General features: G+C 71.0%; 23 protein-coding genes. 16 read left to right on the top strand and 7 right to left on the bottom strand.

What is annotated here, in order from left to right; all coding sequences use genetic code 11:
• Positions 1–61: 61 nt before the first annotated feature.
• Positions 62–862 (bottom strand): orotidine-5'-phosphate decarboxylase, encoded by an 801-nt coding sequence (gene pyrF, locus ABDZ66_RS02010; protein WP_189099202.1) that lies wholly within the window; start codon positions 860–862, stop codon positions 62–64.
• Between the two features lie 88 nt (positions 863–950).
• Between pyrF and ABDZ66_RS02015 the strand changes: the two genes are divergently transcribed.
• The gene (locus ABDZ66_RS02015; protein WP_343755481.1) at positions 951–1811 is read left to right on the top strand and encodes a DUF1028 domain-containing protein; all 861 of its coding nucleotides are present in this window, start codon (positions 951–953) and stop codon (positions 1809–1811) included.
• Between the two features lie 107 nt (positions 1812–1918).
• Positions 1919–2386, top strand: coding sequence for an Rrf2 family transcriptional regulator (locus ABDZ66_RS02020; protein WP_088247350.1), 468 nt, complete (start codon positions 1919–1921; stop codon positions 2384–2386).
• A 75-nt stretch (positions 2387–2461) separates the two neighbouring features.
• Here ABDZ66_RS02020 and ABDZ66_RS02025 read toward each other — a convergent pair whose 3' ends face one another.
• Positions 2462–3121: a hypothetical protein gene (locus ABDZ66_RS02025; RefSeq protein WP_343755485.1), complete on the bottom strand. Its 660-nt coding sequence runs from the start codon at positions 3119–3121 to the stop codon at positions 2462–2464.
• A gap of 240 nt (positions 3122–3361) precedes the next feature.
• Between ABDZ66_RS02025 and ABDZ66_RS02030 the strand changes: the two genes are divergently transcribed.
• The 3 genes from ABDZ66_RS02030 to ABDZ66_RS02040 all read left to right on the top strand — a co-directional run bounded on the left by ABDZ66_RS02030 (position 3362) and on the right by ABDZ66_RS02040 (position 6873).
• Positions 3362–4495 carry an N-acetylmuramoyl-L-alanine amidase family protein gene (locus ABDZ66_RS02030; protein WP_343755487.1) on the top strand — a complete coding sequence of 378 codons (1134 nt, stop codon included), beginning with the start codon at positions 3362–3364 and terminating at the stop codon, positions 4493–4495.
• Positions 4496–4706: 211 nt separating this feature from the next.
• Positions 4707–6209 carry a 4-alpha-glucanotransferase gene (malQ, locus tag ABDZ66_RS02035; protein ID WP_343755490.1) on the top strand — a complete coding sequence of 501 codons (1503 nt, stop codon included), beginning with the start codon at positions 4707–4709 and terminating at the stop codon, positions 6207–6209.
• A 91-nt stretch (positions 6210–6300) separates the two neighbouring features.
• Positions 6301–6873 carry a cob(I)yrinic acid a,c-diamide adenosyltransferase gene (locus ABDZ66_RS02040; protein WP_343755492.1) on the top strand — a complete coding sequence of 191 codons (573 nt, stop codon included), beginning with the start codon at positions 6301–6303 and terminating at the stop codon, positions 6871–6873.
• 52 nt (positions 6874–6925) lie between these two features.
• On the opposite strand, the gene ABDZ66_RS02045 is transcribed toward ABDZ66_RS02040, so the two are convergent.
• From ABDZ66_RS02045 to pdxR, 5 genes are all read right to left on the bottom strand, one after another.
• The gene (locus ABDZ66_RS02045; protein WP_343755494.1) at positions 6926–7732 is read right to left on the bottom strand and encodes an ion transporter; all 807 of its coding nucleotides are present in this window, start codon (positions 7730–7732) and stop codon (positions 6926–6928) included.
• On the bottom strand, positions 7729–8892 hold the full coding sequence (locus ABDZ66_RS02050; RefSeq protein ID WP_343755496.1) for a glutathionylspermidine synthase family protein: 1164 nt from the start codon (positions 8890–8892) through the stop codon (positions 7729–7731). The genes ABDZ66_RS02045 and ABDZ66_RS02050 overlap by 4 nt, the downstream gene beginning before the upstream one ends.
• The gene (locus ABDZ66_RS02055; protein WP_343755498.1) at positions 8889–9224 is read right to left on the bottom strand and encodes a hypothetical protein; all 336 of its coding nucleotides are present in this window, start codon (positions 9222–9224) and stop codon (positions 8889–8891) included. The genes ABDZ66_RS02050 and ABDZ66_RS02055 overlap by 4 nt, the downstream gene beginning before the upstream one ends.
• Before the next feature lie 92 nt (positions 9225–9316).
• Entirely contained in the window at positions 9317–9685 is a 369-nt protein-coding gene (locus tag ABDZ66_RS02060; protein ID WP_343755500.1) for a hypothetical protein, read from the bottom strand.
• Positions 9682–11211 carry a MocR-like pyridoxine biosynthesis transcription factor PdxR gene (gene pdxR, locus ABDZ66_RS02065; protein ID WP_343755503.1) on the bottom strand — a complete coding sequence of 510 codons (1530 nt, stop codon included), beginning with the start codon at positions 11209–11211 and terminating at the stop codon, positions 9682–9684. Before pdxR ends, ABDZ66_RS02060 begins: the two co-directional genes overlap by 4 nt.
• An 18-nt stretch (positions 11212–11229) precedes the next feature.
• Between pdxR and ABDZ66_RS02070 the strand changes: the two genes are divergently transcribed.
• From ABDZ66_RS02070 to ABDZ66_RS02120, 11 genes are all read left to right on the top strand, one after another.
• Positions 11230–11697, top strand: coding sequence for a GNAT family N-acetyltransferase (locus ABDZ66_RS02070; protein ID WP_343755505.1), 468 nt, complete (start codon positions 11230–11232; stop codon positions 11695–11697).
• Positions 11694–12314 (top strand): DJ-1/PfpI family protein, encoded by a 621-nt coding sequence (locus ABDZ66_RS02075; RefSeq protein ID WP_343755507.1) that lies wholly within the window; start codon positions 11694–11696, stop codon positions 12312–12314. The genes ABDZ66_RS02070 and ABDZ66_RS02075 overlap by 4 nt, the downstream gene beginning before the upstream one ends.
• Positions 12311–12943, top strand: coding sequence for a pyridoxamine 5'-phosphate oxidase family protein (locus tag ABDZ66_RS02080; RefSeq protein WP_343755509.1), 633 nt, complete (start codon positions 12311–12313; stop codon positions 12941–12943). The genes ABDZ66_RS02075 and ABDZ66_RS02080 overlap by 4 nt, the downstream gene beginning before the upstream one ends.
• Complete coding sequence (locus tag ABDZ66_RS02085; protein ID WP_343755511.1) at positions 12936–13403, top strand: hypothetical protein; 468 nt, start codon at positions 12936–12938, stop codon at positions 13401–13403. The genes ABDZ66_RS02080 and ABDZ66_RS02085 overlap by 8 nt, the downstream gene beginning before the upstream one ends.
• Positions 13400–14290 (top strand): DMT family transporter, encoded by an 891-nt coding sequence (locus ABDZ66_RS02090; RefSeq protein WP_343755513.1) that lies wholly within the window; start codon positions 13400–13402, stop codon positions 14288–14290. The genes ABDZ66_RS02085 and ABDZ66_RS02090 overlap by 4 nt, the downstream gene beginning before the upstream one ends.
• 175 nt (positions 14291–14465) lie before the next feature.
• Positions 14466–15734 carry an acetylornithine/succinylornithine family transaminase gene (locus ABDZ66_RS02095; RefSeq protein ID WP_343755515.1) on the top strand — a complete coding sequence of 423 codons (1269 nt, stop codon included), beginning with the start codon at positions 14466–14468 and terminating at the stop codon, positions 15732–15734.
• A 454-nt stretch (positions 15735–16188) separates the two neighbouring features.
• Entirely contained in the window at positions 16189–17829 is a 1641-nt protein-coding gene (locus tag ABDZ66_RS02100) for a VanW family protein (RefSeq protein ID WP_343755517.1), read from the top strand.
• Positions 17830–18197: 368 nt separating this feature from the next.
• The gene (ilvB, locus tag ABDZ66_RS02105) at positions 18198–19898 is read left to right on the top strand and encodes a biosynthetic-type acetolactate synthase large subunit (RefSeq protein ID WP_343755843.1); all 1701 of its coding nucleotides are present in this window, start codon (positions 18198–18200) and stop codon (positions 19896–19898) included.
• Positions 19895–20521, top strand: a complete 627-nt coding sequence (gene ilvN / locus ABDZ66_RS02110) for an acetolactate synthase small subunit (RefSeq protein ID WP_343755519.1) — start codon at positions 19895–19897, stop codon at positions 20519–20521. Before ilvB ends, ilvN begins: the two co-directional genes overlap by 4 nt.
• A 115-nt stretch (positions 20522–20636) precedes the next feature.
• Positions 20637–21647: a ketol-acid reductoisomerase gene (ilvC, locus tag ABDZ66_RS02115; RefSeq protein ID WP_343755522.1), complete on the top strand. Its 1011-nt coding sequence runs from the start codon at positions 20637–20639 to the stop codon at positions 21645–21647.
• 291 nt (positions 21648–21938) lie between these two features.
• Positions 21939–24263, top strand: a complete 2325-nt coding sequence (locus ABDZ66_RS02120; protein WP_343755524.1) for a hypothetical protein — start codon at positions 21939–21941, stop codon at positions 24261–24263.
• The last annotated feature ends 11 nt before the right edge of the window (positions 24264–24274 follow it).

Here is a 24274-nt window from a genome sequence, read left to right on the forward strand (position 1 = left end):
GGACGTGGAGCTGGCAATCCGGTGAACTTCCGGATTGTCGGCGAAACAAACGGAATCCGTATCAGGCGAGCGCGGCGTTCAGTTCGTCGCGGAAGGTGCGGGCGGCCTGCACGCTGGCCGGCACGTCCAGGCCCCGCGCGTACTGCACGCCCCGGCTGGCGCTCGCCAGCGCCCCGGTGCCGCCCGCGTCGAAGGCGGGGGCCAGTTGCGCGGCCGTGGCGCCCTGCGCGCCCAGACCCGGCAGCAGCAGCAGCGCGCGCGGCATCCGGGCGCGGAATGCGGCGAGGTCCTGCGGGTGCGTGGCGCCCACGACCGCGCCGACACTGGCGTACTCGCCGTCCTCGGCGGCGTTCAGGCGCGTGATCTCGTCCGCCACGCGCTCGCTGACACCGTGCCCCTGCAGGTCCGCCTGTCCGGGGTTGCTGGTCTTGACCAGCACGAACACCGCGCCGCCACTGGCGCGGGCCGTGTCCACGAACGGCGTCAGGGTCTCGAAGCCCAGGAAGGGATTGACGGTCAGGGCCGCGCCCGCGTGCCGTCCGGTCAGCCAGCCCTGCGCGTACGCCTGCGCGGTGCTGCCGATGTCGCCGCGTTTGGCGTCCAGCAGCACGGGCAGCCCCAGCGTGCGGGCGGCGGCGCACACGTCCTCCAGGATGCGCATTCCCTCCAGGCCCAGGGCCTCGTAGAACGCCAGTTGCGGTTTGACGCACGCGGCGTACGGCGCGGTCGCCTCCAGCACGTCCAGGGTGTGGGCGCGCAGGTGCGCGGCGTCCCGGTACCCGTCCAGGCGGGGGTCCAGGCCCACGCACAGGCGGGTGTTCAGGCGGCGGGTTCGGTCGGTGACAGCCTGCGCGAAGTTCATCGGGTCCGAGGCTACCGCATCTGCTCCTCCCGAGACCCGTCCGTGCACGCTGACCGGACGCCCCCGCGCAGGCGCTACCCTGACACGCATGACCTTTTCCATCGTGGGCCGCGACGCCCGCACGGGCGACCTGGGCGTGGCCGTCGCCAGCAAGTTCCTGGCCGTGGGCGCGCTGGTGCCGTTCGTGCAGGCCGGCGTGGGCGCCGTCGCCACCCAGAGTTACGTGAACCCCACCTTCGGCCCGGAAGGGCTGCGCCTGCTCTCGGGCGGCCTGGACGCGCAGGCCGTCAGCGCGCACTTCCAGGGAACGGACCCCGGCATCGCGCAGCGGCAGTTCGGGCTGGTGGCCGCCAGCGGCGGCAGCGCCACCTTCACCGGCCCCGGCTGCCACGCCTGGGCGGGCGGGTACGCCGGGCCGGACGTGGCGATCCAGGGCAACATCCTGGCCGGGCCGGGCGTCGTGACCGCCATGCGCGCCGCCTGGGAGGCCGGGCCGGACCTGCCGCTGCCGCGCCGCCTGCTGGCCGCCCTGATGGCCGGCGACGCGGCCGGGGGTGACCGCCGGGGCCGTCAGTCGGCCGCGCTGCTGTGCGCCGGCCCCGGACGGGGGTACGGCGGCCTGAGCGACGACTGGGTGAACCTGCGTGCCGACGACCACGACGCCCCCTGCACCGAACTGGCCCGCTTGCTCGACCTGCACGACCTGCTGTTCACCCGCCCCGAAACCACCCGGCCCCTCACGCCGGAGCAGCTGGACTGGCTGCGCGCCCTGCTGGTCCGCCAGGGGTACGCCGCCGCCCTGCCCGCCGGACCCTGGGACGCCGATACCGAGGCGGCCGCCTGGGCGCTGTACGGCACCGAGAACCTCGAGGAACGCTGGGTGCCCGGCGGTCAGGTGGACCCCGTCGCGCTGGCGTACCTCCAGAAACGCCACGGCTCGCAGGGGTAACGCAGGCCAGCCGGGAGGGTGGGGGGTGCGCCGGCCGGTCACGGCGCACCCCCCGCAGCCGCATACCCTGGGGTGGTGTAGTCGCGCGGCGCGGTACACTGCCTGGCATGCGGCTTTCAGCCACCGACGTGTACGCCTTTCAGGCGCTGGGATTCCTGGGCACCCAGGACCCGGCCCGCTGGGTGTCCAGCGAGGAGATCAGCGAATCGACCGGCGTTCACCGCCCCTACCTGGTGCGGATCCTGGCGGCCCTGACCGCCAAGGGTGTCGTCAAGAGCAAGAAAGGCATCGGCGGCGGGTACGCCCTGGCGCGCCGCCCGCAGCTGATCAGCCTGTGCGAGGTCGTGCGCGCCATCGACGGGCCGGTCGCGCCGCTGTCGTGCATCAGCCTCAACTGGCACGAGCACTGCCCCGAGGAGGACCGTTGCCACGCCCGCAGCACCATCTACACCCGCATGCGAGACGCCATGCTGGGCGTGCTGCAGGAGTTCAGCGTGCAGGACCTCGTGACCGACGCGCAGCAGGGCGTCAGTTACGGCCACTGCCTCGGCCACCTCCTGAAACCCAACGCGTAAGCAGGGCACAGGTCAAAAGGTGATGGGTGATGGAAGGAACGCCCCTCCATCACCCATCAACTCTCGACCATCAACCTACTTCAGGTAAGGTTCGAAGCGGTTGCGGTCGCTGCTGTCGGGATCCTCGGTGGCCCGGACGACCGAGCGGGCGCTGAACACCAGCAGCAGGCGGCCGGTGGCGGGCGCGTCGGCTCGCAGGGTGCCCTGGTTCACGCGGTACGGGCCGGCCAGCATGGCCTGCATGGTGCTGGGATCGAAGGCCAGCGTCTGGGCGGTCATGGCGGGCTTGACGGCCTTCACGCCGCCCCGCGCGGTCACGAACCCGGACCTGACGTTCAGGGTCATGCCGGGCGCGCTGAGGGCCGTGAAGCGGGCGTCGTCATACGTGACGTTCCCGCTGGCGGTGACCGTCCCGGCCCGCAGGTCGTACGTGACCTGGGCGGCCTTCAGGGTCCCGCCCTGCCGGGTGGTGATCGTCGCGCCCTGCGCGCTGAGCGTCTGCCCCGGCTGAAGCTGCATGCGGGCCGCGCTGAGTTTCAGGCCGCCGCGACCGTCGGTGGCGGTGCCGCCCTGGGGCAGGTCGGTCGCGCCGGTCTCGAGGTTCAGGTTCTGCGCGCCGCGCGGCGTGACGTTCAGCCCGCCGAACGTGACAGCCTGCGCGCCACCCAGGGCGAGCGTCAGGGCGGTCAGCGTGCCGGTCAGCACGCGGGTCAGGGTGGGGGAGAGGCGGGTCATGCGGTCCACCGTAACGGGCGCGGCCCTGAGCGGCGTGAGGAAGTCCGTCAGCTGCCGTTCAGAGCCGGCCGCCCACCGGGTTGCCAGCGCCACGCCAGTCCGGTCTGCGTCCCCCTGGATCGGCGGCGCAGCCCGGCGGGTCCGCTCGGATCGAACGGTTGTGGTCAACCGTTCAGCCGGGGTGTTCCGGCTCATGTATTCCCACCCGTCGGGGCGGGTGTGGGCGCTACACTCCGCGCAGTGAAGCGTCCGACTGTTTCCCTCCTGCGGCCCGCGCTGGCCGCCGCCCTGGCCGGGGCGCTGCTGCCGGCTGCGTACGCCGCGCCCCGCGTCGGCTCTCACGACGGATTCACCCGGCTGGTGTTCGACCTGCCCGGCCAGGGAGCCGTGAGCAGCAGCGTGAAGGTCGGCGCGCAGGCGGTCACCGTGAAGCTCGGCGCCTCCCTGAAAAGTGAACAGGGCGCCCTGAACGCCCCGGGTGTCACGGCGTACGCCGTGTCGGGCGGGACGGTCACGGTCACGCTCGCGCCCGGGGGGTCCCGCGCCACCGCCAGCGTCCTGCCGGGCAGCGGCGGGCAACCCGCGCGGCTGGTGATCGACGTGCCCACCGTGGGGGCCGTGCCGGCCCGCCCGCCCGCAACGGCCCGCCCGCCCGCGACGGTCGTGCGTCCGGTGAACACGGCCGCCATGGCGCGCCCGCGCGTGGTGCTGGACGCCGGGCACGGCGGGGTCGATCCGGGAATGCAGAGCCGCTGGGTATCCGAGGAGGACGTGACCCTGGACGTGGCGCTGCGCACCCGCGCCGAGCTGCAGCGGCACGGGGTGGACGTGACCATGACCCGCACCGCTGACCGGCACCTGAGCGTGAACAAGGGCGCCGACTTGGAGGCCCGGTCCCGCCTGGCGAACACCGGGCAGGTCAGCGCGTTCGTCAGCATTCACGTGAACTCGGCCGGGCCGTCCGCGCAGGGCATCGAGACGTACTACTTCGGGCAGCCGCTCGCCGGCAGCAACCGCAGCCTGGCTGTTCAGGAGAACGGGGGGGGCAGCGTGGGTGTGGAACTGACCCGCAAGGCCGCCAGCACCGCTCAGAACCTGCTGGGCGACATTCTGGCGCAGGCGAAGATCGCCTTCAGCCGGCAGCTGGCACAGCGGGTGCAGTCGCGCCTGATCGCCGCGACGGGCGCCGTGAACCGTGGCGTGCAGACCGACGCGTTCTACGTGATCCGCAACCCCACCACGCCCGCGATTCTGGTCGAGGTGGGCTTCGGGTCCCACCCGGTCGAGGGCCCGAGACTGGCCTCCGCCGAGTACCGGGAGCGGCTGGCGCAGGCGCTGGCACGCGCGATCCTGGATTTCCTGAACACCAAGTAGGCGCCGGGAGAGGCCGCGCCCAGCGGCCGCCCGGGGCGGCCCGGGGTGACGGAGGCTGTGGGACACGCTACTATCCTTGACAGTCAACTTGGAATCACTTCCATACTCCGTTCCACCCGGTCCTGCCGGACCACCGCACGCCCGCACCGCCGTCTTCCCGCCGCATTCCGGCCCACCCCCACACGCCCACCGGCCCAGGAGGTTTCCCCGCATGACCATTTCACGCTCCAGCGGCGTCCTGCTGCACCCCACCAGCCTCCCCGGCCCGTACGGCATCGGGGAACTCGGCGCGCACGCCCGCGCCTTCGTCGACTGGCTCTCCCGCGCCGGCCAGAAGTACTGGCAGGTCATGCCGCTCGGCCCCACCGGCTACGGCGACAGCCCCTACCAGGCGTTCAGCGCCTTCGCGGGCAACCCCTACCTGATCGACCTGACCGCCCTGCGCGAACACGGCCTGCTGCAGGACACCGACTTCAACGCCCTGCCCGACTTCAACCCCGACAAGGTCGACTTCGGCCAGCAGTACGTCTGGCGCAACCAGATGCTGGGCCGCGCCCACGCCCACTACGCCTTCGGCGGCGCGCAGCACCTGAAAGCCGACTTCGAAGCCTTCAAGCAGCAGGAAGCCGCCTGGCTCGACGACTACGCGCTGTTCATGGCCCTCAAGGACGCGCACGGCGGCCTCCCCTGGAACGCCTGGGAGGCGAGCACCCGCGACCGCCACCCCGAGGCGCTGGCCGCCGCCCGCGAACAGCTGACCGGCACCACCGAACGCGTGAAGTTCATCCAGTTCTTGTTCTTCCGCCAGTGGACCGTCCTGCGCCGCTACGCTGCCGAGAAGGGCATCCAGATCATCGGGGACATCCCGATCTTCGTCGCCATGGACTCCAGCGACGTCTGGGCCAACCGCGACCAGTTCTACTTCGACGACCAGGGCCAGCCGACCGTCGTGGCGGGCGTCCCACCGGACTACTTCAGCGAGACCGGCCAGCTGTGGGGCAACCCGCTGTACAACTGGCAGGTCATGCAGGACACCGGCTTCCAGTGGTGGATCGACCGGTTCAGGGGCAGCCTGAACCTCTTTGACCTGATCCGCATCGACCACTTCCGGGGCTTCGCGGCCAGCTGGGAGATTCCCTTCCCCGCCGAGACCGCCATCCACGGCCAGTGGGTGCCCGCCATGGGCCACGAGATGTTCACGGCCGTCCGCGAGGCCCTGGGCGTCCTGCCCATCATCGCCGAGGACCTGGGCGTCATCACGCCGGACGTCGAGAAACTCCGCGACGACTTCGGCTTCCCCGGCATGGCCGTCCTGCAGTTCGCGTTCGGTGGCGGCGACTTCAGCGTCAACGACTTCCTGCCGCACAACCTGCGCGAGAACCAGGTCGTGTACACCGGCACGCACGACAACGACACCACCCGCGGCTGGTGGGCGCACGCCAGCGAGCAGGAGAAACACAACTTCCGCGTGTACACCAGCAGCGATCCCGCCGAGGACACCTTCGCCGCCCAGCTGACCCGCATGGCCTTCGAGAGCCGCGCCGCGCTGGCCGTCGTGCCCCTCCAGGATCTCCTGAACCTCGGCACGGACGCCCGCATGAACCTGCCCGGCACGACCGGCGACCACAACTGGACCTGGCGTTACCGCGCCGCCGACCTGCGCCCGGACGTCGCCAGCCGCCTGCGCGAACTGACCGAAGCGACCGGACGGTAACAACCGGAGAAAGTTGAAGGTGGATGGCTGATGGAGGGTCCGGCGACCTTCCATCAACCATCCACCTTCACCATCCACTACCCTGTGGGGCATGAAGCTCTACACCAAGACCGGCGACGGCGGCACCACCGGCCTGTACGGCGCGGACCGCGTCAGCAAGGCGAACATCCGCGTCGAAGCGTACGGCACCGTCGACGAACTGAACAGCGCCATCGGACTGGCCCGCGCGCACAACACCCGTAGCCACAAACCCGACCCGGCGCTGGACGCCGACCTGGAATACCTGCAGAACGCCCTGTTCGACGTCGGCGCTGACCTCGCCACCCGCAGCGGCACCCCGTACGAGAAGAAGATCACCCGCATGGACGAACAGGACACCGCGTTCATCGAGGCGATGATCGACCGCTACCAGGAAGCCGCGCCGCCCTTCACGGGCTTCGTGCACCCCGGCGGCACCCCGGTCGCCGCCAGCCTGCACGTGGCCCGCACCGTCGCCCGCCGCGCCGAACGCGAGGTGATCCGCCTGCTGCACGAGGAGGACGCCAACCCGCACGTGCAGGTGTACCTGAACCGCCTGTCGGACCTGCTGTTCGTGATGGCCCGCGCCGCCAACCAGGCCGCCGGGATCGAGGAACACGCCTGGCTGGTCAAGGGCCGGCGCTGAGCGACCGACCGCAGGAGGGCCGACGGCACAGGCGCGTCGCCCCCCTCCGGCGTCACTCCAGCGCCTTGCCGCAGTGCGGGCAGCAGGCCGCCGTCTCCTGCTGCCGGAGGCGCGAGAGTTCCTCGGCGAAGCCGCTGGCGATCATGCCCGCCGGGAGGGCCACCATGCCCACCCCGAACAGCATGATCAGCCCCGCCGCCGCCTTGCCCAGCGGCGTGGCGGGGTACACGTCCCCGTACCCGGTGGTGGTGAGGGTCACGACCGCCCACCACAGCGCCTGCGGGATGCTCTCGAAGCCCCTGGTGCCGGCGCTGGATTCCACCTGATACAGCAGGCTGGCGGCGATGAAGACCAGCACCAGCACGATCAGCACGGTGGAGAGCAGTTCCCCGGTCCGCTGGCGGATGACCCGCCCGATCAGTTGCAGCGAGTCCGAGTACCGGCCCAGCTTGAGCAGGCTCAGGAGTTTCAGCAGGCGCAGGCCGCGCAGGCTGGCCAGGGCGGTCGTGGCAGGCACCATGAGCGAGATGAGCACCAGCAGGTCGATCAGCGGCAGCGGCGAGGTCGCGTACCGCAGGTACGACCGCGCGCGGCCATCAAAGCCGGGCCGCAGCGGCGTGACGTACAGCCGCCCCAGGTACTCCAGCCCGAACACCAGCGCACACACGAGGTCGAATGCGCGGATGAATCCCCCGTACGTCCGCCCGATGCCGGGGACGGTGCCCAGGATCGTCACGGCGATCGTCAGGAGGATCAGCGTGACGAGCAGCGCGTTGAACAGCCGCTCGGCCGTTCCCGCCCCGTCACTCGGGTCGAGGAACGAGTGCAGCCGCTCCCGGAAGGTGGTGGGCGCACTCATCCGGGCAGCACCACGTGCGGCGCGAAGGTGGCGCGGTTGTCCGTCACGCGCGAGCGGCCCTCGCGGATGCCCAGGCCGCACACCTCGTCCCCGGCGACCCACACGCCCAGCACCGGGTAACGCGGGCTGTCCGGGGCGAGCGCGGTGGGCAGCTCGGTGTACGCCTGCTCGACCACCGGCAGGTCGGCGTACGCGCCGGGCGTGCTCTCTTGGCCGGGCAGCTGCACGTTCTGGCCCTCGCGGGAGTACAGCGGCTTACGCACCACGTCCGCCCCCAGCGTGCCGGGCGTCAGGGTGGCGGGCAGCAGGTTCGGGTGGCCGGGGTTCAGTTCGTGCAGCAGCGCCAGCAGGCCCTTGCTGCCGGTGGCGGCCTTCCACAGCGGCTCGATGAAGCGCGTGCCGGTGCTCGCCAGGAACGCCGCGTCGCGGGATTCCCACGCGAACTCGAACGGCCACAGCCACATCAGCCTCCGGATCGGGAGGCTCCAGGTGTCCAGCAGGTACGCCTCCGCGGGGCTGGTCCCCAGGTCCTCGGTGAAGATGAACGACGTTCGCAGTCCCGCCGCCCCGGCCAGGTCCCGCAGGTACGTGACGGTCGCGGCGTCCTCGTCCACGCGGGCGGAGCTGAACGCCACCTCGGTCAGGCCCCGCGCGGCCTTCAGGTGCGCCCACTGCTCGGTCAGGCCCTCGTGAATGGTGTTCCACTGCGTCGCCCCGGCCGGCAGCTCGCCGCGTGCCTGCTGGTCTTCGAGCCACTGCCACTGGCTGACCGCCGCCTCCAGCAGACTGGTGGGCGTCTGCGCGTTCACCTCCAGCAGCTTCACGCCCCCGCGCCCGTCATACGCGAGATCCAGGCGCATGTACACCGCCGGATCGTCCCCCTCCCAGGAGTCCCGCACGGCGCTGTGCAGGAACGCGGGGATGCCGAGTTCCGCCAGCCGCCCGTGCTCGATGGCGTGCCCGGTGGCCTCCAGCACCAGCGTCGTCAGCTCCTGGCTGGCCGCCCGGAGCTGCTCGATCTGCGCGGGCGTGAAGGCGTAATACCCGTCCTCGCTCCAGTACGGCACCGGATGCTCGGGCGTGGGCGCGAACCACGTGAAGCCCACCTCGCGCAGCCTTGCCTGCCAGTCCGGGCGGGGGGTGACGGTGCGCCGGATCATCCGCCGGCCCCGCTGCCCGTGCTGCCCGCGCGGGCCGAGGTGGTGAATCCGCCCCGCGACACGCCCGACGCGGAGTTCACACCCGGTGTGGAGGTCGAGCGGCTGACCGTGCGGGCCGCGACGCCCGCCACGACCGCCCGGGCCACCTTGCTGGTCGTGTTCTTCTTCCCGGACCTGGGCTTGACGCTGTCGTCACAGTCGATCTCGCCGTCGGGTTCGAGCTCACACCCGTCCGGGACGGTCTGCGCGCCGTACTGCGCGTACGGCTGGTTGACCTGCTGCGCGGGCTGGTTCGCACACGCTGCGATCAGGGCGGGAAGGACGGCGGTCATCAGGGGCAGGCTGAATTCTCTGGGCATGGGGGCTCCGGCGCGCCAGTGGAGGAGCGCAAAAAGAACGAGTGGAACGGGACCGTGGACGGAGGTCAGCCGCCGAAGCTGCCCGAGCGGCTGCCGGACGTGAAGCCGCCCCGGCTGACCGGCGCCTTGAAACTGCCGTACGAGCCGCGCTTGCTGTCGTAGGTGAGGCCCGAACCCGACAGTTTGCCCAGCCGGTCGTAGCCGACGTAGCGGGTCGTGCCCCCCGCGATCAGCATGTACGGCCCGTAATACCCGCCGCCCGTGCGGTACACGCAGGGGTTGTTCAGGCCCCGGTCGATCAGGACGCGGTTGGCGATCAGACACTGCTCGTAACTGCTGTACGTGGTGCGGGAATACCGGTCCAGGTCGTTCCCGCAGGAGGCCAGCAGGACGGGCAGCGCCGCCATCAGGGGCAGGGTGAAGGACTTGCTCATGCGTCAGAGTACGGCGCGAGTCCCGCGCGGGTTGCACAACTTCGCACGGCGCCCGCGATCACCCGCCCACCCGCCGCCGCCTGCGCCGCGCTGAGGCCCCCGTGCCCCAGCAGCAGCGCGTTGGGGGCCTCGCCCAGCGTGTAGGTGTCCAGGGTGGTGACATGCACGCCCTGCGCGGCCAGCCCCGCCGCCACGTCCCGTGCGGGGACCGCCGGGTGGAGGTGCAGGCAGACGTGCAGCCCCGCCTCTATGCCGCCCAGGTGCGCCACGCCTTCCAGGCCGCCCAGCGCCCCGGTCAGCGCCGCGCGGACCTGCGCGTGCCAGCGGCGCGAGCGGCGGATGTGGCGGTCCACGTGCCCGCCGGTCAGCAGGTGCGTCAGGGCCGCCTGCACCGCCGTGGGCGGCCCGAAGTCCAGCAGCGTCCGCGCCCGCACCAGCCGCGACAGCAGCGGCGGGGCCGCCACCACGAACCCCGTCCGCACCGAGGGCGTCAGGACCTTGCTCAGGGTGCCCAGGTACAGCACCCGGCCCCCCGCGCCCGTCTGGGCCGCCAGCGCCGCCAGCGGCGGCAGCGGGGGCGCGCCGTAGCGGAACTCACCGTCATAGTCGTCCTCGACGATCAGCGCGTCATGCCGCGCCGCCCAGTCCAGCAGTTCCAGGCGGCGCGGCAGGCACATGCGGCCCCCCAGCGGGAACTGGTGGCTGGGCGTCACGTACACCAGCCGCGCGGCGGGCGTGTCCGCGTTCACGATCAGGCCGTCGGCGTCCACCGGGACGGGAACGACCTCGTGCCCGGCGTCCAGCAGCACCTGCCGCGCCGCGCGGTACCCCGGATTCTCCATCAGGACCCGCGATCCCGGCGGCAGCAGTGCGCGTACGATCAGGTTCAGGGCGTGCAGCGTGCCGCCCGTCACGAGCACGTCCTCGGCCTGCGCGCCCAGCCCGCGCTGCCGCCCCGCGAACGCCGCCAGGGCCGCGCGCAGCCGGTGCTCGCCCGCCGGGTCGGCGTAGTCGCCGCTGACGTCCTCACGCGCCGCGTCCGCCCAGGCCTGCCGCCACGCGCGGCGGTCCAGGGTGGTGGTCCCGGTCACGCCCACCCGGAAGTCCAGGCCCGGCCGCACCCCCGGCCCGTCCACCGGCAGCGGGGGCATGACCGGCAGCCACGCCGGAACGCCCGCCCCGGACGCCCCGGCGGGCGGGGTGGGCGCGGGCGTCTCGTCGCGCACGCGGGTGCCGCGCCCCACCAGAGATTGCGCGGTGCCGTCCGCGAGCAGTTCCGCGTACGCCGTCTCCACGACGCCGCGCGTGACGCCCAGCGTCCGGGCCAGCGTGCGGGTGCCGGGCAGTGGCGTGCCGCCCGGCAGCAGGCCGGACAGGACCGCCTCGCGGATCTGCCGGGCCAGCTGCGCGTGCAGCGCTTCCGTCTGGTCGCGGCGCAGGTCGAGCGGGAAGGGCAGCTCGTCCGTCCGGGCCGGCAGTGTCCCCCGCATCTGAGCAGGAAGTGGAGCTACCAGGGGGGCCACCATGCCCCGTAGTGTACGCCCATGACCGAGCCCCGCGACCTCCGCCCCATCCCGCCCGCGCTGGCGCATCTGGCCCTCCCGGCCCTGCGCGCCCTGCGGCCCGACTCACCCCACACCGCCACGCCGGACGCCCTGCGCGCCTTCCTGACCACCGCCGCGCCCGAGGGCTACGCGCTGGTCGGCGCCTTCGAACCGGGCCGCGAGGAGGCCGCCGCCGTCGCCGGGTACCGCGTCATGCACCTGCTCTGCGCCGGGCGCACCCTGTACGTGGACGACCTGAGCACCCTCCAAGGCGCCCGAGGACGGGGCCACGCCCGCGCGCTGCTGCACTGGCTGGAGGGCCGCGCCCGGGACCTGGACTGCGCGGAACTCCACCTCGACTCCGGAGTGGGGGAGACCCGCCACGCGGCCCACCGCCTGTACCACCGCGCCGGGATGAACGTCACCGCGCACCACTTCAGCCTCCCGCTGGCCCGGGGGACGGCGTGACTTTTACCGTCGGCATCCTGATCTTCGACGGCATCGAGGTCCTCGACCTCGGCGGACCCTTCGAGGTCCTGAGTGTCGCCACGCGGCTGGCCGGGCGCGACGGCGAGGCGGCGCCCTTCCAGCCGGTCCTGATCGGCATGGCCGGTGCCCCGGCAGTCGGGCGCGGGGGCTTCCGGGTGCTGCCGCACGCCACGCTGGACGACCACCCGCCGCTGGACGTGCTGATCGTGCCCGGCGGCGTGATGGACGTGCCCCTGGCCGACCCGCGCGTGCGCGGGTGGGTGCGGGCGCAGGCCGCGCGGGTGGAGGTGCTGGCGTCGATCTGCACCGGCGCGTTCCTGCTCGCCTCGGAGGGCCTGCTGGATGGCCGGCGCGTCACCACCCACTGGGAGGATCAGGCGGACCTTCAGGCGCAGTTCCCGGCGCTGACGGTCGTGCCGGACGTCGCCTGGGTGGACTCGGGCGCGGTTCTCACCTCCGGCGGGATCAGCGCGGGCATCGACATGACCCTGCACCTCGTGGGGCGGCTGCACTCGCGCGCGCTGGCCGAACGCACCGCCCGCCAGATGGAATTCCGCCCGACCGGTCAGGGCCTGCGGGACGGGGTGACCCCGTGAGCGGCTTCTACGACCCCGCGCAGCGGGACCCCAGCGTGGGCCGCCGCCCGCAGAACCGCCGCGACGACGCCTGGATCGAGAACCTGCTGCTGCGGGTGTCGCTGGGCCGCGTGGCGACCGTGTACCGGTCCGAGGATGGCCGCGTGTGGCCGTTCGTGACGCCGCTGGCCTTCGCGTACCGGCCCGAATCGCACGACCTCGTGTACCACACGAACGTCGTGGGCCGCCTGCGCGCGAACACCGAACAGGCAGGGGCAGAGGGTCACCCCGCGACCTTCGAGGTCACCGAGACCGGCGCGCTGCTGCCCAGCAACTCCCCGCTGGAACTGAGCGTGCAGTACCGCTCCGTGATCGTGTTCGGCACGGCCCGCGTCCTGCACGGCGAGGACGCCCGCGCGGCCCTGACCACCCTGAGTGAACGGGTGTTCCCTGGCCTGCGCGTGGGCACGCACACCCGCCCGATCACGGACGCCGATCTGGCCCGCACCGCCGTCTACGCCCTGAGCATCGAGCGCTGGAGCGGCAAGGAGAACTGGGCGGACGGGGCCGCGCAGGAGGACAGCTGGCCCGCGCTGCCCGCGCACCTTGCTCAGCTGCGCCCCAGTCACCCGGAGGCCACCCATGAGTGAACACGATTTCGACTTCCTGCACGGTGACTGGGTCATCCACAACCGGCGCCTGCGCGACCGTCTGGTCGGCTCGCAGGACTGGGAGAAATTCCAGACCGTCGCCCGAGTCCGCCCCGCACTGGGTGGCCTGGGGAACGTGGAGGACATCAACCGCCCGGACGGCACCCCGCTGGGCCTGACCGTCCGCGCCTTCGAGCGGACCGCGCAGCACTGGACCATTCAGTGGATCGGCGCGTCCGACGGAGCGTTCCAGCCCCCCATGACCGGGACCTTCACGGCTGGCGTGGGCACCTTTTACGGGGAGGAAGAGTGGAAGGGACAGCCCTGCCGTTGCCGATTCACCTGGCAGGTGCTGAGCCCCAGTGAGGCCCGCTGGGAACAGGCCCTCTCCACCGACGGTGGGGTCAGCTGGGAGACGAACTGGACGATGGACTTCCGCCGCTCTGGGAGCCGCGCGTGACCCGCCGCGACGCGCTGGACATGTTCCTGCTCTCGGCGTTCTGGGGCGTGTCGTTCCTGCTGATCCGCCTGAGCGGCGAGGTGTTCCCGCCCGTGTGGGTGGCGCTGCTGCGGTCCGTGTTCGGCGCGGCGGTGCTGCTGGTCGCGCTGCGGCTGGGCCGCCACAGCCTGCCGCCCGCCCGACTGTGGAAACCGCTGCTGCTGGTCGCGCTGTTCAACAACGTGATTCCGTGGTCGTTCTTCGCGTGGGGCGAACAGACCGTCAGCTCCAACATCGCGGCGATCATCAACGCGACCACGCCGCTGTTCGCGCTGCTGATCGGCCTGACCCTGCGCGACACGCGCCTGCGCGGCGTGACGCTGGCCGGGGTGCTGCTGGGAATGGGCGGCGTGGCGCTCACCGTGTCCGGCGGGCTGGGTGGCGGGCACGCCACGCTGCGCGGCGTGATCATCCTGCTGCTGGCCAGCCTGGGGTACGCGGTCGCCACCACCATCGCCAAACGCACCCTGGGCGGCCTGAACCCGGTCGGGCTGGCGACCACGCAACTGGGCCTGAGCAGCGTCATGCTGCTGCCGGTCGCGCTGATCGGCCCGGCCCCCGCCCCGCTGACGGTCACGGCGCTGGGCGCGGTGGCCTTCCTGGGCGTGGTCGGGAGCGGTCTGGCGTACCTGCTGTACTACGGCCTGCTGGCCCGCGTCAGCCCCACCCAGGTGACGGCCGTCACGTACGCCCTGCCGGTCTGGGGCCTGGGCTGGGCGGCGCTGGCCGGGGAGCCGGTGGGGTGGCTGTCCGTGCTGGGCGTGCTCGTGGTGCTCGCGGGACTGGGGCTGATCAACCTGCCGCCCCGTGCAAAGCCGGTGCAGGGGGCCGTGAAGCCGGGGGCCTGAACCGCCTCCGGGTATGGCCAGATGTCCTGGCGGATGAAAGGCTTACTCGCACCTTTGCCTGTCATGTGCCATGATCGTGTTCCCTGGACACCCAGGCACCCGGACCGGCCGCAGGGCCTACACTGTCGCATCAACCGCGCCCCGGCCGGGCGCGCACCCCACGGAGGACAAGAGCATGACTGGAGCACCCACCCCCACCCACAGCAAATGGCTGGAAGCCGAACTGAAGTACGACAGCCGCGTCGTCGGCAAGCACGAGGTCGTCATGACGCGCGGCCTGGGTGCCACCGTCTGGGACGAATCGGGCCGGTCGTACATCGACTGCGTGGCCGGGTACGGCGTCGCCAACGTCGGCCACAGCCACCCGGACGTGGTGCGCGCCGTCAAGGAACAGGTGGACCGCCTGATGGTCATGCCCCAGAGCCTCCCCAACGACAAACGCGCCGAGTTCCTCTCGGAACTGGTCAGCGTCACCCCCGCCGGCCTCGACCGCGTGTTCCTGTGCAACAGCGGCACCGAGGCCATGGAAGCAGCCAAGAAGTTCGCCATCACCGGCACGGGCCGGGGGCGCTTCGTGAGCATGAAACGCGGCTTCTCGGGCCGCAGCCTGGGTGCCCTGGCGTTCACCTGGGAACCCAAGTACCGCGAACCCTTCGGTGAGGCCGTGGACAACCGCAACGTGGACTTCGTGACGTACGGCAACATCGAGGAACTGCGCGCCGCGATCACCGAGGAGACGGCCGCCGTGATCCTCGAACCCGTGCAGGGCGAGGGCGGCGTGCGCCCCGCCAGCCGCGAATTCATCCAGGAAGCCCGCCGCCTGACGCAGGAGAAGGGCGCGCTGCTGATCCTCGACGAGATCCAGACCGGTTTCTGCCGCACCGGCAAGATGTTCGCCGCCGAGCACTACGGCGTCATTCCCGACGGCATGACGCTTGCCAAGGCCATGGGCGGCGGTATTCCCATCGGCGCGTTCGTCATGACCCAGGACGTCGCCGACCGCATGCCGGCCGGCGGGCACGGCGGCACCTTCGGCGGGAACCCCCTGGCGATGGCGGCGGGCCTGGCGACCATCCGCGCCATGAAACGCGAGGGCATGGCCGAACAGGCCCGCGAGAAGGGCGAGTACTTCATGGAGCGGCTGCGCGCCATCCAGAGTCCCAAGATCCGCGAGGTGCGCGGCCTGGGCCTGATGATCGGCGTGGAACTCAAGGAGAAGAGCGCGCCGTACATCCACGCGCTGGAACACGAGGAGGGCGTGCTGGCCCTGCAGGCCACGCCGCTGGTCGTGCGGTTCCTGCCGCCCATGACCATCAGCCGCGAGCAGATCGACACGGTCGTGGCCGCGTTTGAACGCGTGCTCAGCGGCGTGAACCCCCGCGCCGGGCGGCAGGCCCAGCTGGCCGCGCAGGCCGCCGCGGGCGAGGCCACCCAGACCGAGTAATCCGGACCCCGGTTGAACGGCCTGCAAAAGCTGTCAACCCGAGCGCCCGCAACTTGCAGAGCGGCCCCGCAGAGCAGGAGAGGAACGGGGTCCGGGCCTGGGGCTGGTTACCCGGCGTCCTTCCGGGTGAAGGGCAGAGCAGACGGATCGGTGTTCTTGCGGTCCGTCAACCGCACACCCGGCGGGCCGCCGAAGTTCCACGCGCCTCCGCTCGGGGTGGTCCTGCCGCCGCGTCCCCCATTGACCCCGGCCCTGGAGGCAGCCGGCGCCTTCTGTGGCGGTGCCTGGAGGCGTACACTGGGCGAACGTCTTCAGGAACTTAATGAACGTGGGTGTGTTCGGGGGAAGGTGACTTTCTTCAAGCACAGCGGCGTGAATTTCCTTACACTGTGCAGCGATGAAGTACTGGGTGGCAGGGATAACGGCAGTCGCACTCCTCGGCGGAGCGCTGGCCATGGGCGTCGCAACGCAACCGGACGGCACCATCGCGCCGGGCATCCGGATCGCCGGCGTGGACGTGGGCGGCATGAACCGCGAGCAGGCCCTCGCCGCGCTCGGGGAACGGACGGCCGCCGCGCCGCAGGTCACCGTCAGCGCCGGCAAGAACAGCTGGACCGTCAGCGCCGCGAAACTCGGCTGGCGGGCCGACGCGGCCACCAGCGTCGAGGCCGCGCAGAAGATCACGGCCGAGCGGGGCGTCCTCGAACGCCTGCAGGGCATGGTCGGCGCGGCGCAGGTGCAGGACATTCCCCTGACCGCCGCCGTGGACGCCACGCAGGCCAGGGCGGCCCTGACCAGCCTGACCGCCGGCCTGAACGCGGCGCCCAGGAACGCCAGCGTGTACTTCGACAAGACCACCCGCAAGTACGCCGTGAAACCCGCCGTGACCGGCGTGAAGGTGGACGTGGCCGGCGCCGTGAACACCTACGTCGCCAACCCCGCCCTGACCGCCCTGACCGTCGCCACGGCCGAGCAGGCACCCCAGTACACCACCGAGGCCCTGGGCGCCTACGTGAAGCAGGGCAACGCCCTGGCCCGCCCGTTCACCGTGAAACTCGCCGGCACCAACCGCACCGCCGCCCTGAGCGCCCTGCAGGTCGCGGACCTGTACTGGGTGCGTGAGACCGGCATCGTTCCCGATGAAGCCACCCTGAAAGCCGCGTTCGGCCGCCTGACCAGCGCCGTGGACCAGCCCGCCCAGAACGCCCGCTACGCCCTGCAGGGCGGCAAGCTCGTGAAGGTCAGGGAGAGCGCCGGGGTGGTCACGGACCGCGCCGCCGCGTACGCCATCTTCCGCAAGACTGTTCTGGACATCACGCAGAAGGCGGCCGTGTTCCCCAGCCGGGCCGACAAGCCCACCCTGACCCTGGCGAGCCTGCCGGACGCCGGCAAGCTGCAACTGATCGCCGTCGGCAAGAGCACCTACTACCACTCCAGCGCCGCTCGGCGCACGAACGTCGCGAACGCCGCCGCGAAGATCAACGGCGCGGTCGTTCCGGCCGGCGAGGTCTTCTCGTTCCTGAACGCCCTGGGCGGCATCAACGCCGAGAACGGATTCGTGGGCGGCCTGATCATCAGCGGCGGCCGCACCGTGGACGGCCTGGGCGGCGGCGTGTGTCAGGTCAGCACGACCACCTTCCGGGCGCTGTACCAGGCGGGCCTGCCGGTCGTGGAGCGTAACCAGCACTCCTACCGCGTCGGGTACTACGAACCGCAGGTGGGCTTCGAGGCGGCCGTGTACGATCCGGGCCTGGACCTGAAGATGAAGAACGACACCAGCGCCCCCATCCTGATCAAGACCGTGAACGACAACAGCCGCAGCACCCTGACCGTGGAGGTCTGGGGCGTGAAACCCCAGCGGACCGTCACCATCAGCCCGGCCGTCATCACGGCCCGCGTACCCCACCCCGGCCCGAAGTACGTCGTGAATCCTGGCCTGCGCCCCGGCACCATGCGGCAGGTGGACTGGGCCGCCGACGGGTACAGCCTGTACATCTCCCGCACCATCAGGGACGCCAGCGGTACCCGCACGGACCGGGTCAGCACCGTGTACAAACCCTGGCAGGCGGTGTACGAGACCGGCCCCAGGAGTTGATGGTCGACAGGTGATGGGTGATGGAATCGAACTCCATCACCCATCACCTTTTGACCTTCAACCCTCCACACGAACGCCCGTTTGTTCCCGGCGCCGGAACGCCCCGCGGTCTAGACGCTCCTTGCGCCGGGTTCAGGTGGGGGCCTATGGTGGGAGCCATGAGTGCGCAGATTGTGGTGGTACTTCTTAGCATCGGGGGTTTCCGAGGCTAGGCGTCCGCGCCACTTCGCACACCCCCGCCCACCAGCGGGGGTTTTTCATTCTCGACAGGGCACGGCAGTCCAGCAGGCAGGTAAGGAGGAGTCATGAGTTCAGACAGCGCGAACGACCAGACGAAGCAGGAACCCGGCCAGTCCGGGCGCGGTGACATGAACGGCGCCAGGGCCCTGTGGGCCACGCTGGCCAGCCACGGCGTCAGCACCGTGTTCGGCTACCCCGGCGGGGCGATCATGCCCGTGTACGACGCCCTGACCTACTACCCGGAAGTCCGGCACGTCCTGACCCGCCACGAGCAGGGCGCCGCGCACGCCGCAGAAGGGTGGGCCAAGGCGACCGGCGAGATCGGCGTGTGCATGGCCACCAGCGGCCCCGGCGCCACGAACCTCGTGACCGGACTGGCCGACGCCATGCTCGACAGCGTGCCGCTGCTGGCCATCACCGGGAACGTCGCCTCGCACCTGATGGGCACCGACGCCTTCCAGGAAGCCGACATCACCGGCATCACGCTGCCCATCACCAAGCACAACTACGTGGTCCGCGACGTGCAGGACCTGCCGCGCATCGTGGCCGAGGCGATCCGCATCGCCCGTTCGGGCCGGCCGGGCCCCGTGCTGGTGGACATTCCCAAGGACATCCAGCTTGCCCCCTACCACGGCGAGATTCCCGTCCCGCACGCCCGCCCGGAAATCCCGGCGCCCAGCCAGGACGCCATCGACCGCGCCCTGGAACTGATCCGCGCGGCGCAGCGGCCCGTGATCATGGTGGGTGGCGGCAGCCTGGACGCCGCCGCCGAGGTCACCGCCCTGGCCCGCGCGTGGGACATCCCGGTGATCACGACCCTGATGGGCCTGGGCGCCTTCCCCAACAGCGATCCCCTGTGGCTGGGCATGCCCGGCATGCACGGCAGCGTCGCCGCGAACCGCGCGATCAGCGAGGCGGACGTCCTGATCGGCATCGGCCTGCGCTTCGATGACCGCGTGACGGGCCGCGTGAACGGCTTCGCGCCGAAAGCCAGCATCATTCACGTGGAGCTCGACGCGGCCGAGATCGGCAAGATCATCCGCACGCACGTCCCGGTGCGCGGTGACGCGAAGGTGGCCGCGCAGATGCTCGCGCAGGGCGCCTCCCCCCTGGACCGCCCCGAATGGAAGGCGCAGCTTGAGGAGTGGAAGTCCCGCACCCAGCTGCCCGACCACTGGGGCGCCGGGTACGCCGTGAAATCGGTCGTGGACCGCCTGCGCCCGGACGACATCCTGAGTTCCGACGTGGGCCAGCACCAGATGCTCGCCGCGCAGCTCGCCCGTTTCGAGAAACCCCGCCGCTGGATCAACTCCGGCGGGCTGGGCACCATGGGCTTCGGGTTCCCCGCCGCGATCGGCGCCGGCATGGCCGAACCCGGCGTGCGCAGCGTCGTCATCGCCGGGGACGGCGGGTTCCAGATGACCGCGCAGGAACTCGCGACCCTCAAGATGTACGACGTGCGGAACGTCAAGATCTGCATCATCAACAACTCGTTCCTGGGCATGGTCCGCCAGTGGCAGGAGATGTTCCACGGCAAACGCTACTCCGAGGTCTGGCTGGGCGACAGCAACCCGGACTTCATCAAACTGGCCGACGCGTACGGCGTGCCCGGCTACCGCGCCAGCAGCGCCGAGGACCTCCCGGCCGCCATCGACGCGTGGCTGGCCGACCCGAACAGCGCCCTGCTGGAAGTCGTCGTGCCGCACGAGCACGCCGTGTTCCCCATGGTCCCGGCCGGCGCGGCGCTGTACGAGATGCTGGAAACCGAACCCGCCCGCACCCCCCAGCCTGAGATGGCCGAGGTGGCCGAGGAGGCCCGCAACGCATGACACAGGCAACCATTCCCCACCAGCGCGAACCGAACCCCGAGCAACTGCTGTCCATCCTGGTCCGCGACGAACCCCGCGTCCTGACCCGCATCACGGCCCTGTTCGGCCGGCGCGGCTACAACATCAAGAGCCTGTCGGTCGGCAGCACCGAGCACCCCGGCGTGTCCCGCATGACCATCGTCGTCAGCGGTGACCGGGGCGTGGTCGAGCAGGCCATCCGGCAACTGGAGAAACTGCACGACGTGGTCCGCATCATCGACCACAGCCTCGAGAAGTACGTGGACCGCGAACTGGTGCTCGTGAAGGTCGCCATCACGCCCGAGAACCGCGTCGAGGTCCGTCAGATCGCCGAGGATTTCCGCAGTCGCATCGTGGACGTGGGCCGCCACGCCCTGACCTTCGAGGTCACGGGCGACGAGGGCAAACTGACCGCCTTCATCGAGCAGATGCGTCCCTTCGGCATCCTGGAAACCATGCGTACCGGCCGCATCGCCCTGACACGCGGCAGCAACGCCGACATTCCCGGCCACGTGTACCACGGCGAGACGCAGGCCCTCCGGCCCGCCGTGCAGATCGAACAGCCCCGCGAGGAACGCGCCCGCGAAGTCCCCAACCTGTTCTAGCGATGGTCGATGGTCGAAAGAAAACCCATCCACCTTCAACTATCAACCATCTCCCCCTTGAACCCGCCTAGCCCACACCCTGCCCCCACCCACTTTCTGTAGGAGAATCCCCAACATGGCTGCAAAAATGTACTACGACCGCGACGTGAGCACCGCCCCCATCGAGAACCGGCTGATCGCCATCATCGGCTACGGCAGCCAGGCGCACGCGCACGCGCAGAACCTCCGGGACAGCGGCTTCAATGTGGTCGTGGGCCTGCGTGAAGGCAGCGCCAGCCGCGCCAAGGCCGAGCAGGCCGGACTGCGCGTCGCCAGCATCGAGGACGCCACGAAGGAAGCGGACGTGGTCATGCTCCTGATCCCCGACGAGCAGCAGCCCGCCGTGTACGAGCAGAGCATCGCCCCGAACCTCGCGGACGGCAAGGCGCTGGCCTTCGGGCACGGCTTCAACGTTCACTTCGGCCGCATCACGCCCCCCGCCGGCGTGGACGTGTTCCTCGTGGCGCCCAAGGGCCCCGGTCACATGCTGCGCCGCGTCTACGCCGACGGTGCGGGCATGCCCGGCATCTTCGCCGTGCAGCAGGACGCCACCGGCAAGGCGCGCGACATCGCCCTGGCGTACGCCAGCGGCATCGGCTGCACCCGCGCCGGCGTGCTGGAAACCACCTTCAAGGAAGAGACCGAGACCGACCTGTTCGGCGAGCAGGCCGTGCTGTGCGGCGGCGTCACCCACCTGATCCAGGCGGGCTTCGAGACGCTCGTCGAGGCCGGGTACCAGCCCGAGATCGCGTACTTCGAGACGCTGCACGAGGTGAAGCTGATCGTGGACCTGATCTACGAGAAGGGCTTCGAGGGCATGCGCCACAGCATCAGCAACACCGCCGAGTTCGGTGACTACGTGACCGGCCCCCGCGTCGTGACCGCCGAGACGAAAGCCGAGATGGGCCGCGTCCTCCAGGACATCCAGACCGGCAAGTTCGCCGAGCGCTTCATCGCGGACGCCGAGGCCGGCTTCCCGTTCATGGAGGAGCAGCGCGGCAAGATGCGCGGCCACACCCTGGAAGTCGTCGGGAAGGAACTGCGCGACCAGATGCCCTTCATCACCAAGAAAGCACTCGAAGTCTAGGCGTCATCAGGGTGGGCCGGGCACTCCGTGAGGGGAGGCCCGGCCTCCTTCTGCTGCGCCACCGTGCCCCCGGCGGGGGAGTGCTCATACGGACTGCCGTTTGTTTCATTCACAGATCGGAACACCACCGATCTGTCAACTCCACGTCCGGAACCCGCCCAGCTCCTGCTCGCTCTGCTGCGCAGCTCTACGGGTCCGCTCGGATTGAACGGCCTTTGCAGCCCATTCAATCGGAGTCCGTATCGGATGTGAGGAATTCGACATGCGCCGCCGCTTAAGGTGAGAGCCACCATGCGACCGCCACCACGCCTCCCGAGGACCCTGCCGCCCCTGCTGGGAACGCTGCTGAGCCTTCTGGCCCTGCTGGGAGGTGCGTCGGCGCAGCAGGCCTTCGGGACCCGATACGCGAACACCGCCACGAACGGCGACATCGTCCTGATCGGGAACGTGAACTTCCACTGCCTGACAGTCGCGCCCGCCACAGCCACGCAGATCACGGCCTGCAACACGGCCCGGTCGGGCGGAACCGCCACCAACAACGGCGTGTACATGCAGGCCATCGACACCGACACCGACGCCGCCACCAGCAACTCCAGTTCCGCCACCCTGACCCTGGGCAGCGGCAGCAGCGTCCTGTTCGCCGGCCTGTACTGGTCGGGCATCAGTACCAGCGCCACCAACCGCGCCGCCGTGCGCCTCGCCACGCCCGTGACCGCCGGGAGCAGCGTCGCCCTGACCGCCACGCGCACCAGCGTCATCGGCAGCAACTACCAGTCCTTCGCGGACGTCACTGCGCTCCTGCAGGCTGGTGGCAGCGGCACGTACACCGTCGGGAACATCGCCAGCACCGCCGGAACGAACAGCTGGGCCGGGTGGACCCTGGTCGTCGCGTACCGCAACGCCACGCAACCCACCCGCAACCTCGCCGTGTTCGACGGCTTCCTGCAGGCCAGCGACCCCGCCGCCCCCGTGGACATCGCCGTGAGCGGCTTCATCACGCCCAGCGTCGGCACGGTCAGGAGTACCATCGGCGTCGTCGCGTACGACGGCGACCGCGGCTCTCAGGAAGGGTCGGCCGCGACCCCGCAGGGCAGCCTGCGCTTCGGGCCGACCACCGCCACCCTGAACACCGTGTCGAACACCGTCAACCCGGTCAACGACGTGTTCAACTCCACCATCTCCACCACCACGGGCGTGGCGGGTGGCGGCACCGACGTCACGGGCGGCCGCACCCCCGCCTTCACGAACACGCTGGGCGTGGACACCGACACCTTCACGCCGAACACACCCCTCCCGAACGGCAGCACCTCCGCCGTGGTCCGCGTGATCGGCACGGGTAACGACGTGATCTTCCCCGGCGTGATCACCCTCGCCACCGAGATCTTCGTCCCGAACATCAAAGACGCCCTGACCAAGACCGTCACCGACCTGAACGGCGGCCCCCTTATTCCCGGTGACACCCTGGAATACGAACTGGTGATCCGCAACCAGGGCAACGACGGCGCGCTGAACGTCATCCTCACCGACCCCATCCCGGCCGGCACCACCTACCTGCCCGGTTCCATGACCGTGACCGGTGCGAACGCCGGCACGAAAACCGACCTGGCCGGCGACGACCAGGCCGAATTCGACGCTGCCGGCAACCGCGTGGTGTTCCGGGTGGGGACCGGCGCGAACGCCACCCTGGGCGGCTCGGTCCTGCCGAACGAGGAGAGCCGCGTGCGCTTCCGCGTCACCGTGAACGCCGGCACGCCCGGCGGCACGGTCATCGACAACACCGGCACCGTCAACTACCGCCAGCAGACCCTCGGGACGGCCGTGTCGGACACGAGCGACAGCGACCCGGTCGCCGCCGGGGACCAGCCGGCCCGCGTGACCGTCGCCGGCCCGGACCTCGGCCTCGACAAGAGCCACACCGGGACCTTCCGCACCGGCCTGCCCGGCACCTTCACGCTGCGCGTCTCGAATGCCGGTCCCGCGCCCACGGCCGGCACCGTCACCGTGACCGACACGCTCCCCGCCGGCATGACCGCGCAGGGATTCACCGGCAGCGGCTGGACCTGCACCCTGTCGCCGCTGAGCTGCGTCCGCAGCGACCCCCTGAGTGCCGGAAGCAGCTACCCGGACCTCACGCTCAGGGTACTGGTCAACGCGGCCGGCACGTACACCAACGCGGCCAGCGTGTCCGGCGGCGCAGAGATGGCCGCGCAGACCGGGAACAACGGCGACACGGACGCCGTGACCGTCACGGCCCTGCCGCCCGAGGTGCTGCTCAGCAAGACTGTCCGGAACGTCACGCGCGCCGACCCCTCCGGCACCACGTCCGTCGCGTTGCCGGGCGACACGCTGGAGTACTGCATCGCCTACCGTGTCAACGGTGGGGACGCCGTGAACTTCGTCCTGCGGGACACCGCGCCCGCTCAGACCGACCCGCTCGCCGACGCCTACGGTGCGGGCCGCAGCCTCCGCCTGACCCGCGCGGGCGTCGTGACCGACCTGACCGGCGCGGCCGACACCGACGCCGGCAGTCTCGGCGGTCAGAACGTCACCGTCACGCTGGGCAGCGCCGCCAGCGGCGAGACCGGCAGCCTGTGTTTCCAGGTGCGGGTCCGCTGAGGTGCGTGGCG

Source organism: Deinococcus depolymerans (assembly GCF_039522025.1).
In the GTDB taxonomy this organism is placed as follows: domain Bacteria; phylum Deinococcota; class Deinococci; order Deinococcales; family Deinococcaceae; genus Deinococcus; species Deinococcus depolymerans.

Coding starts and splice junctions, on each gene's coding strand:
- pyrF (WP_189099202.1), bottom strand. CDS start 862: ATGAACTTCGCGCAGGCTGTCACCGACCGAACCCGCCGCCTGAACACC.
- ABDZ66_RS02015 (WP_343755481.1), top strand. CDS start 951: ATGACCTTTTCCATCGTGGGCCGCGACGCCCGCACGGGCGACCTGGGC.
- ABDZ66_RS02020 (WP_088247350.1), top strand. CDS start 1,919: ATGCGGCTTTCAGCCACCGACGTGTACGCCTTTCAGGCGCTGGGATTC.
- ABDZ66_RS02025 (WP_343755485.1), bottom strand. CDS start 3,121: ATGACCCGCCTCTCCCCCACCCTGACCCGCGTGCTGACCGGCACGCTG.
- malQ (WP_343755490.1), top strand. CDS start 4,707: ATGACCATTTCACGCTCCAGCGGCGTCCTGCTGCACCCCACCAGCCTC.
- ABDZ66_RS02040 (WP_343755492.1), top strand. CDS start 6,301: ATGAAGCTCTACACCAAGACCGGCGACGGCGGCACCACCGGCCTGTAC.
- ABDZ66_RS02045 (WP_343755494.1), bottom strand. CDS start 7,732: ATGAGTGCGCCCACCACCTTCCGGGAGCGGCTGCACTCGTTCCTCGAC.
- ABDZ66_RS02050 (WP_343755496.1), bottom strand. CDS start 8,892: ATGATCCGGCGCACCGTCACCCCCCGCCCGGACTGGCAGGCAAGGCTG.
- ABDZ66_RS02055 (WP_343755498.1), bottom strand. CDS start 9,224: ATGACCGCCGTCCTTCCCGCCCTGATCGCAGCGTGTGCGAACCAGCCC.
- ABDZ66_RS02060 (WP_343755500.1), bottom strand. CDS start 9,685: ATGAGCAAGTCCTTCACCCTGCCCCTGATGGCGGCGCTGCCCGTCCTG.
- pdxR (WP_343755503.1), bottom strand. CDS start 11,211: ATGGTGGCCCCCCTGGTAGCTCCACTTCCTGCTCAGATGCGGGGGACA.
- ABDZ66_RS02070 (WP_343755505.1), top strand. CDS start 11,230: ATGACCGAGCCCCGCGACCTCCGCCCCATCCCGCCCGCGCTGGCGCAT.
- ABDZ66_RS02085 (WP_343755511.1), top strand. CDS start 12,936: ATGAGTGAACACGATTTCGACTTCCTGCACGGTGACTGGGTCATCCAC.
- ABDZ66_RS02095 (WP_343755515.1), top strand. CDS start 14,466: ATGACTGGAGCACCCACCCCCACCCACAGCAAATGGCTGGAAGCCGAA.
- ABDZ66_RS02100 (WP_343755517.1), top strand. CDS start 16,189: ATGGGCGTCGCAACGCAACCGGACGGCACCATCGCGCCGGGCATCCGG.
- ilvB (WP_343755843.1), top strand. CDS start 18,198: ATGAACGGCGCCAGGGCCCTGTGGGCCACGCTGGCCAGCCACGGCGTC.
- ilvN (WP_343755519.1), top strand. CDS start 19,895: ATGACACAGGCAACCATTCCCCACCAGCGCGAACCGAACCCCGAGCAA.
- ilvC (WP_343755522.1), top strand. CDS start 20,637: ATGGCTGCAAAAATGTACTACGACCGCGACGTGAGCACCGCCCCCATC.
- ABDZ66_RS02120 (WP_343755524.1), top strand. CDS start 21,939: ATGCGACCGCCACCACGCCTCCCGAGGACCCTGCCGCCCCTGCTGGGA.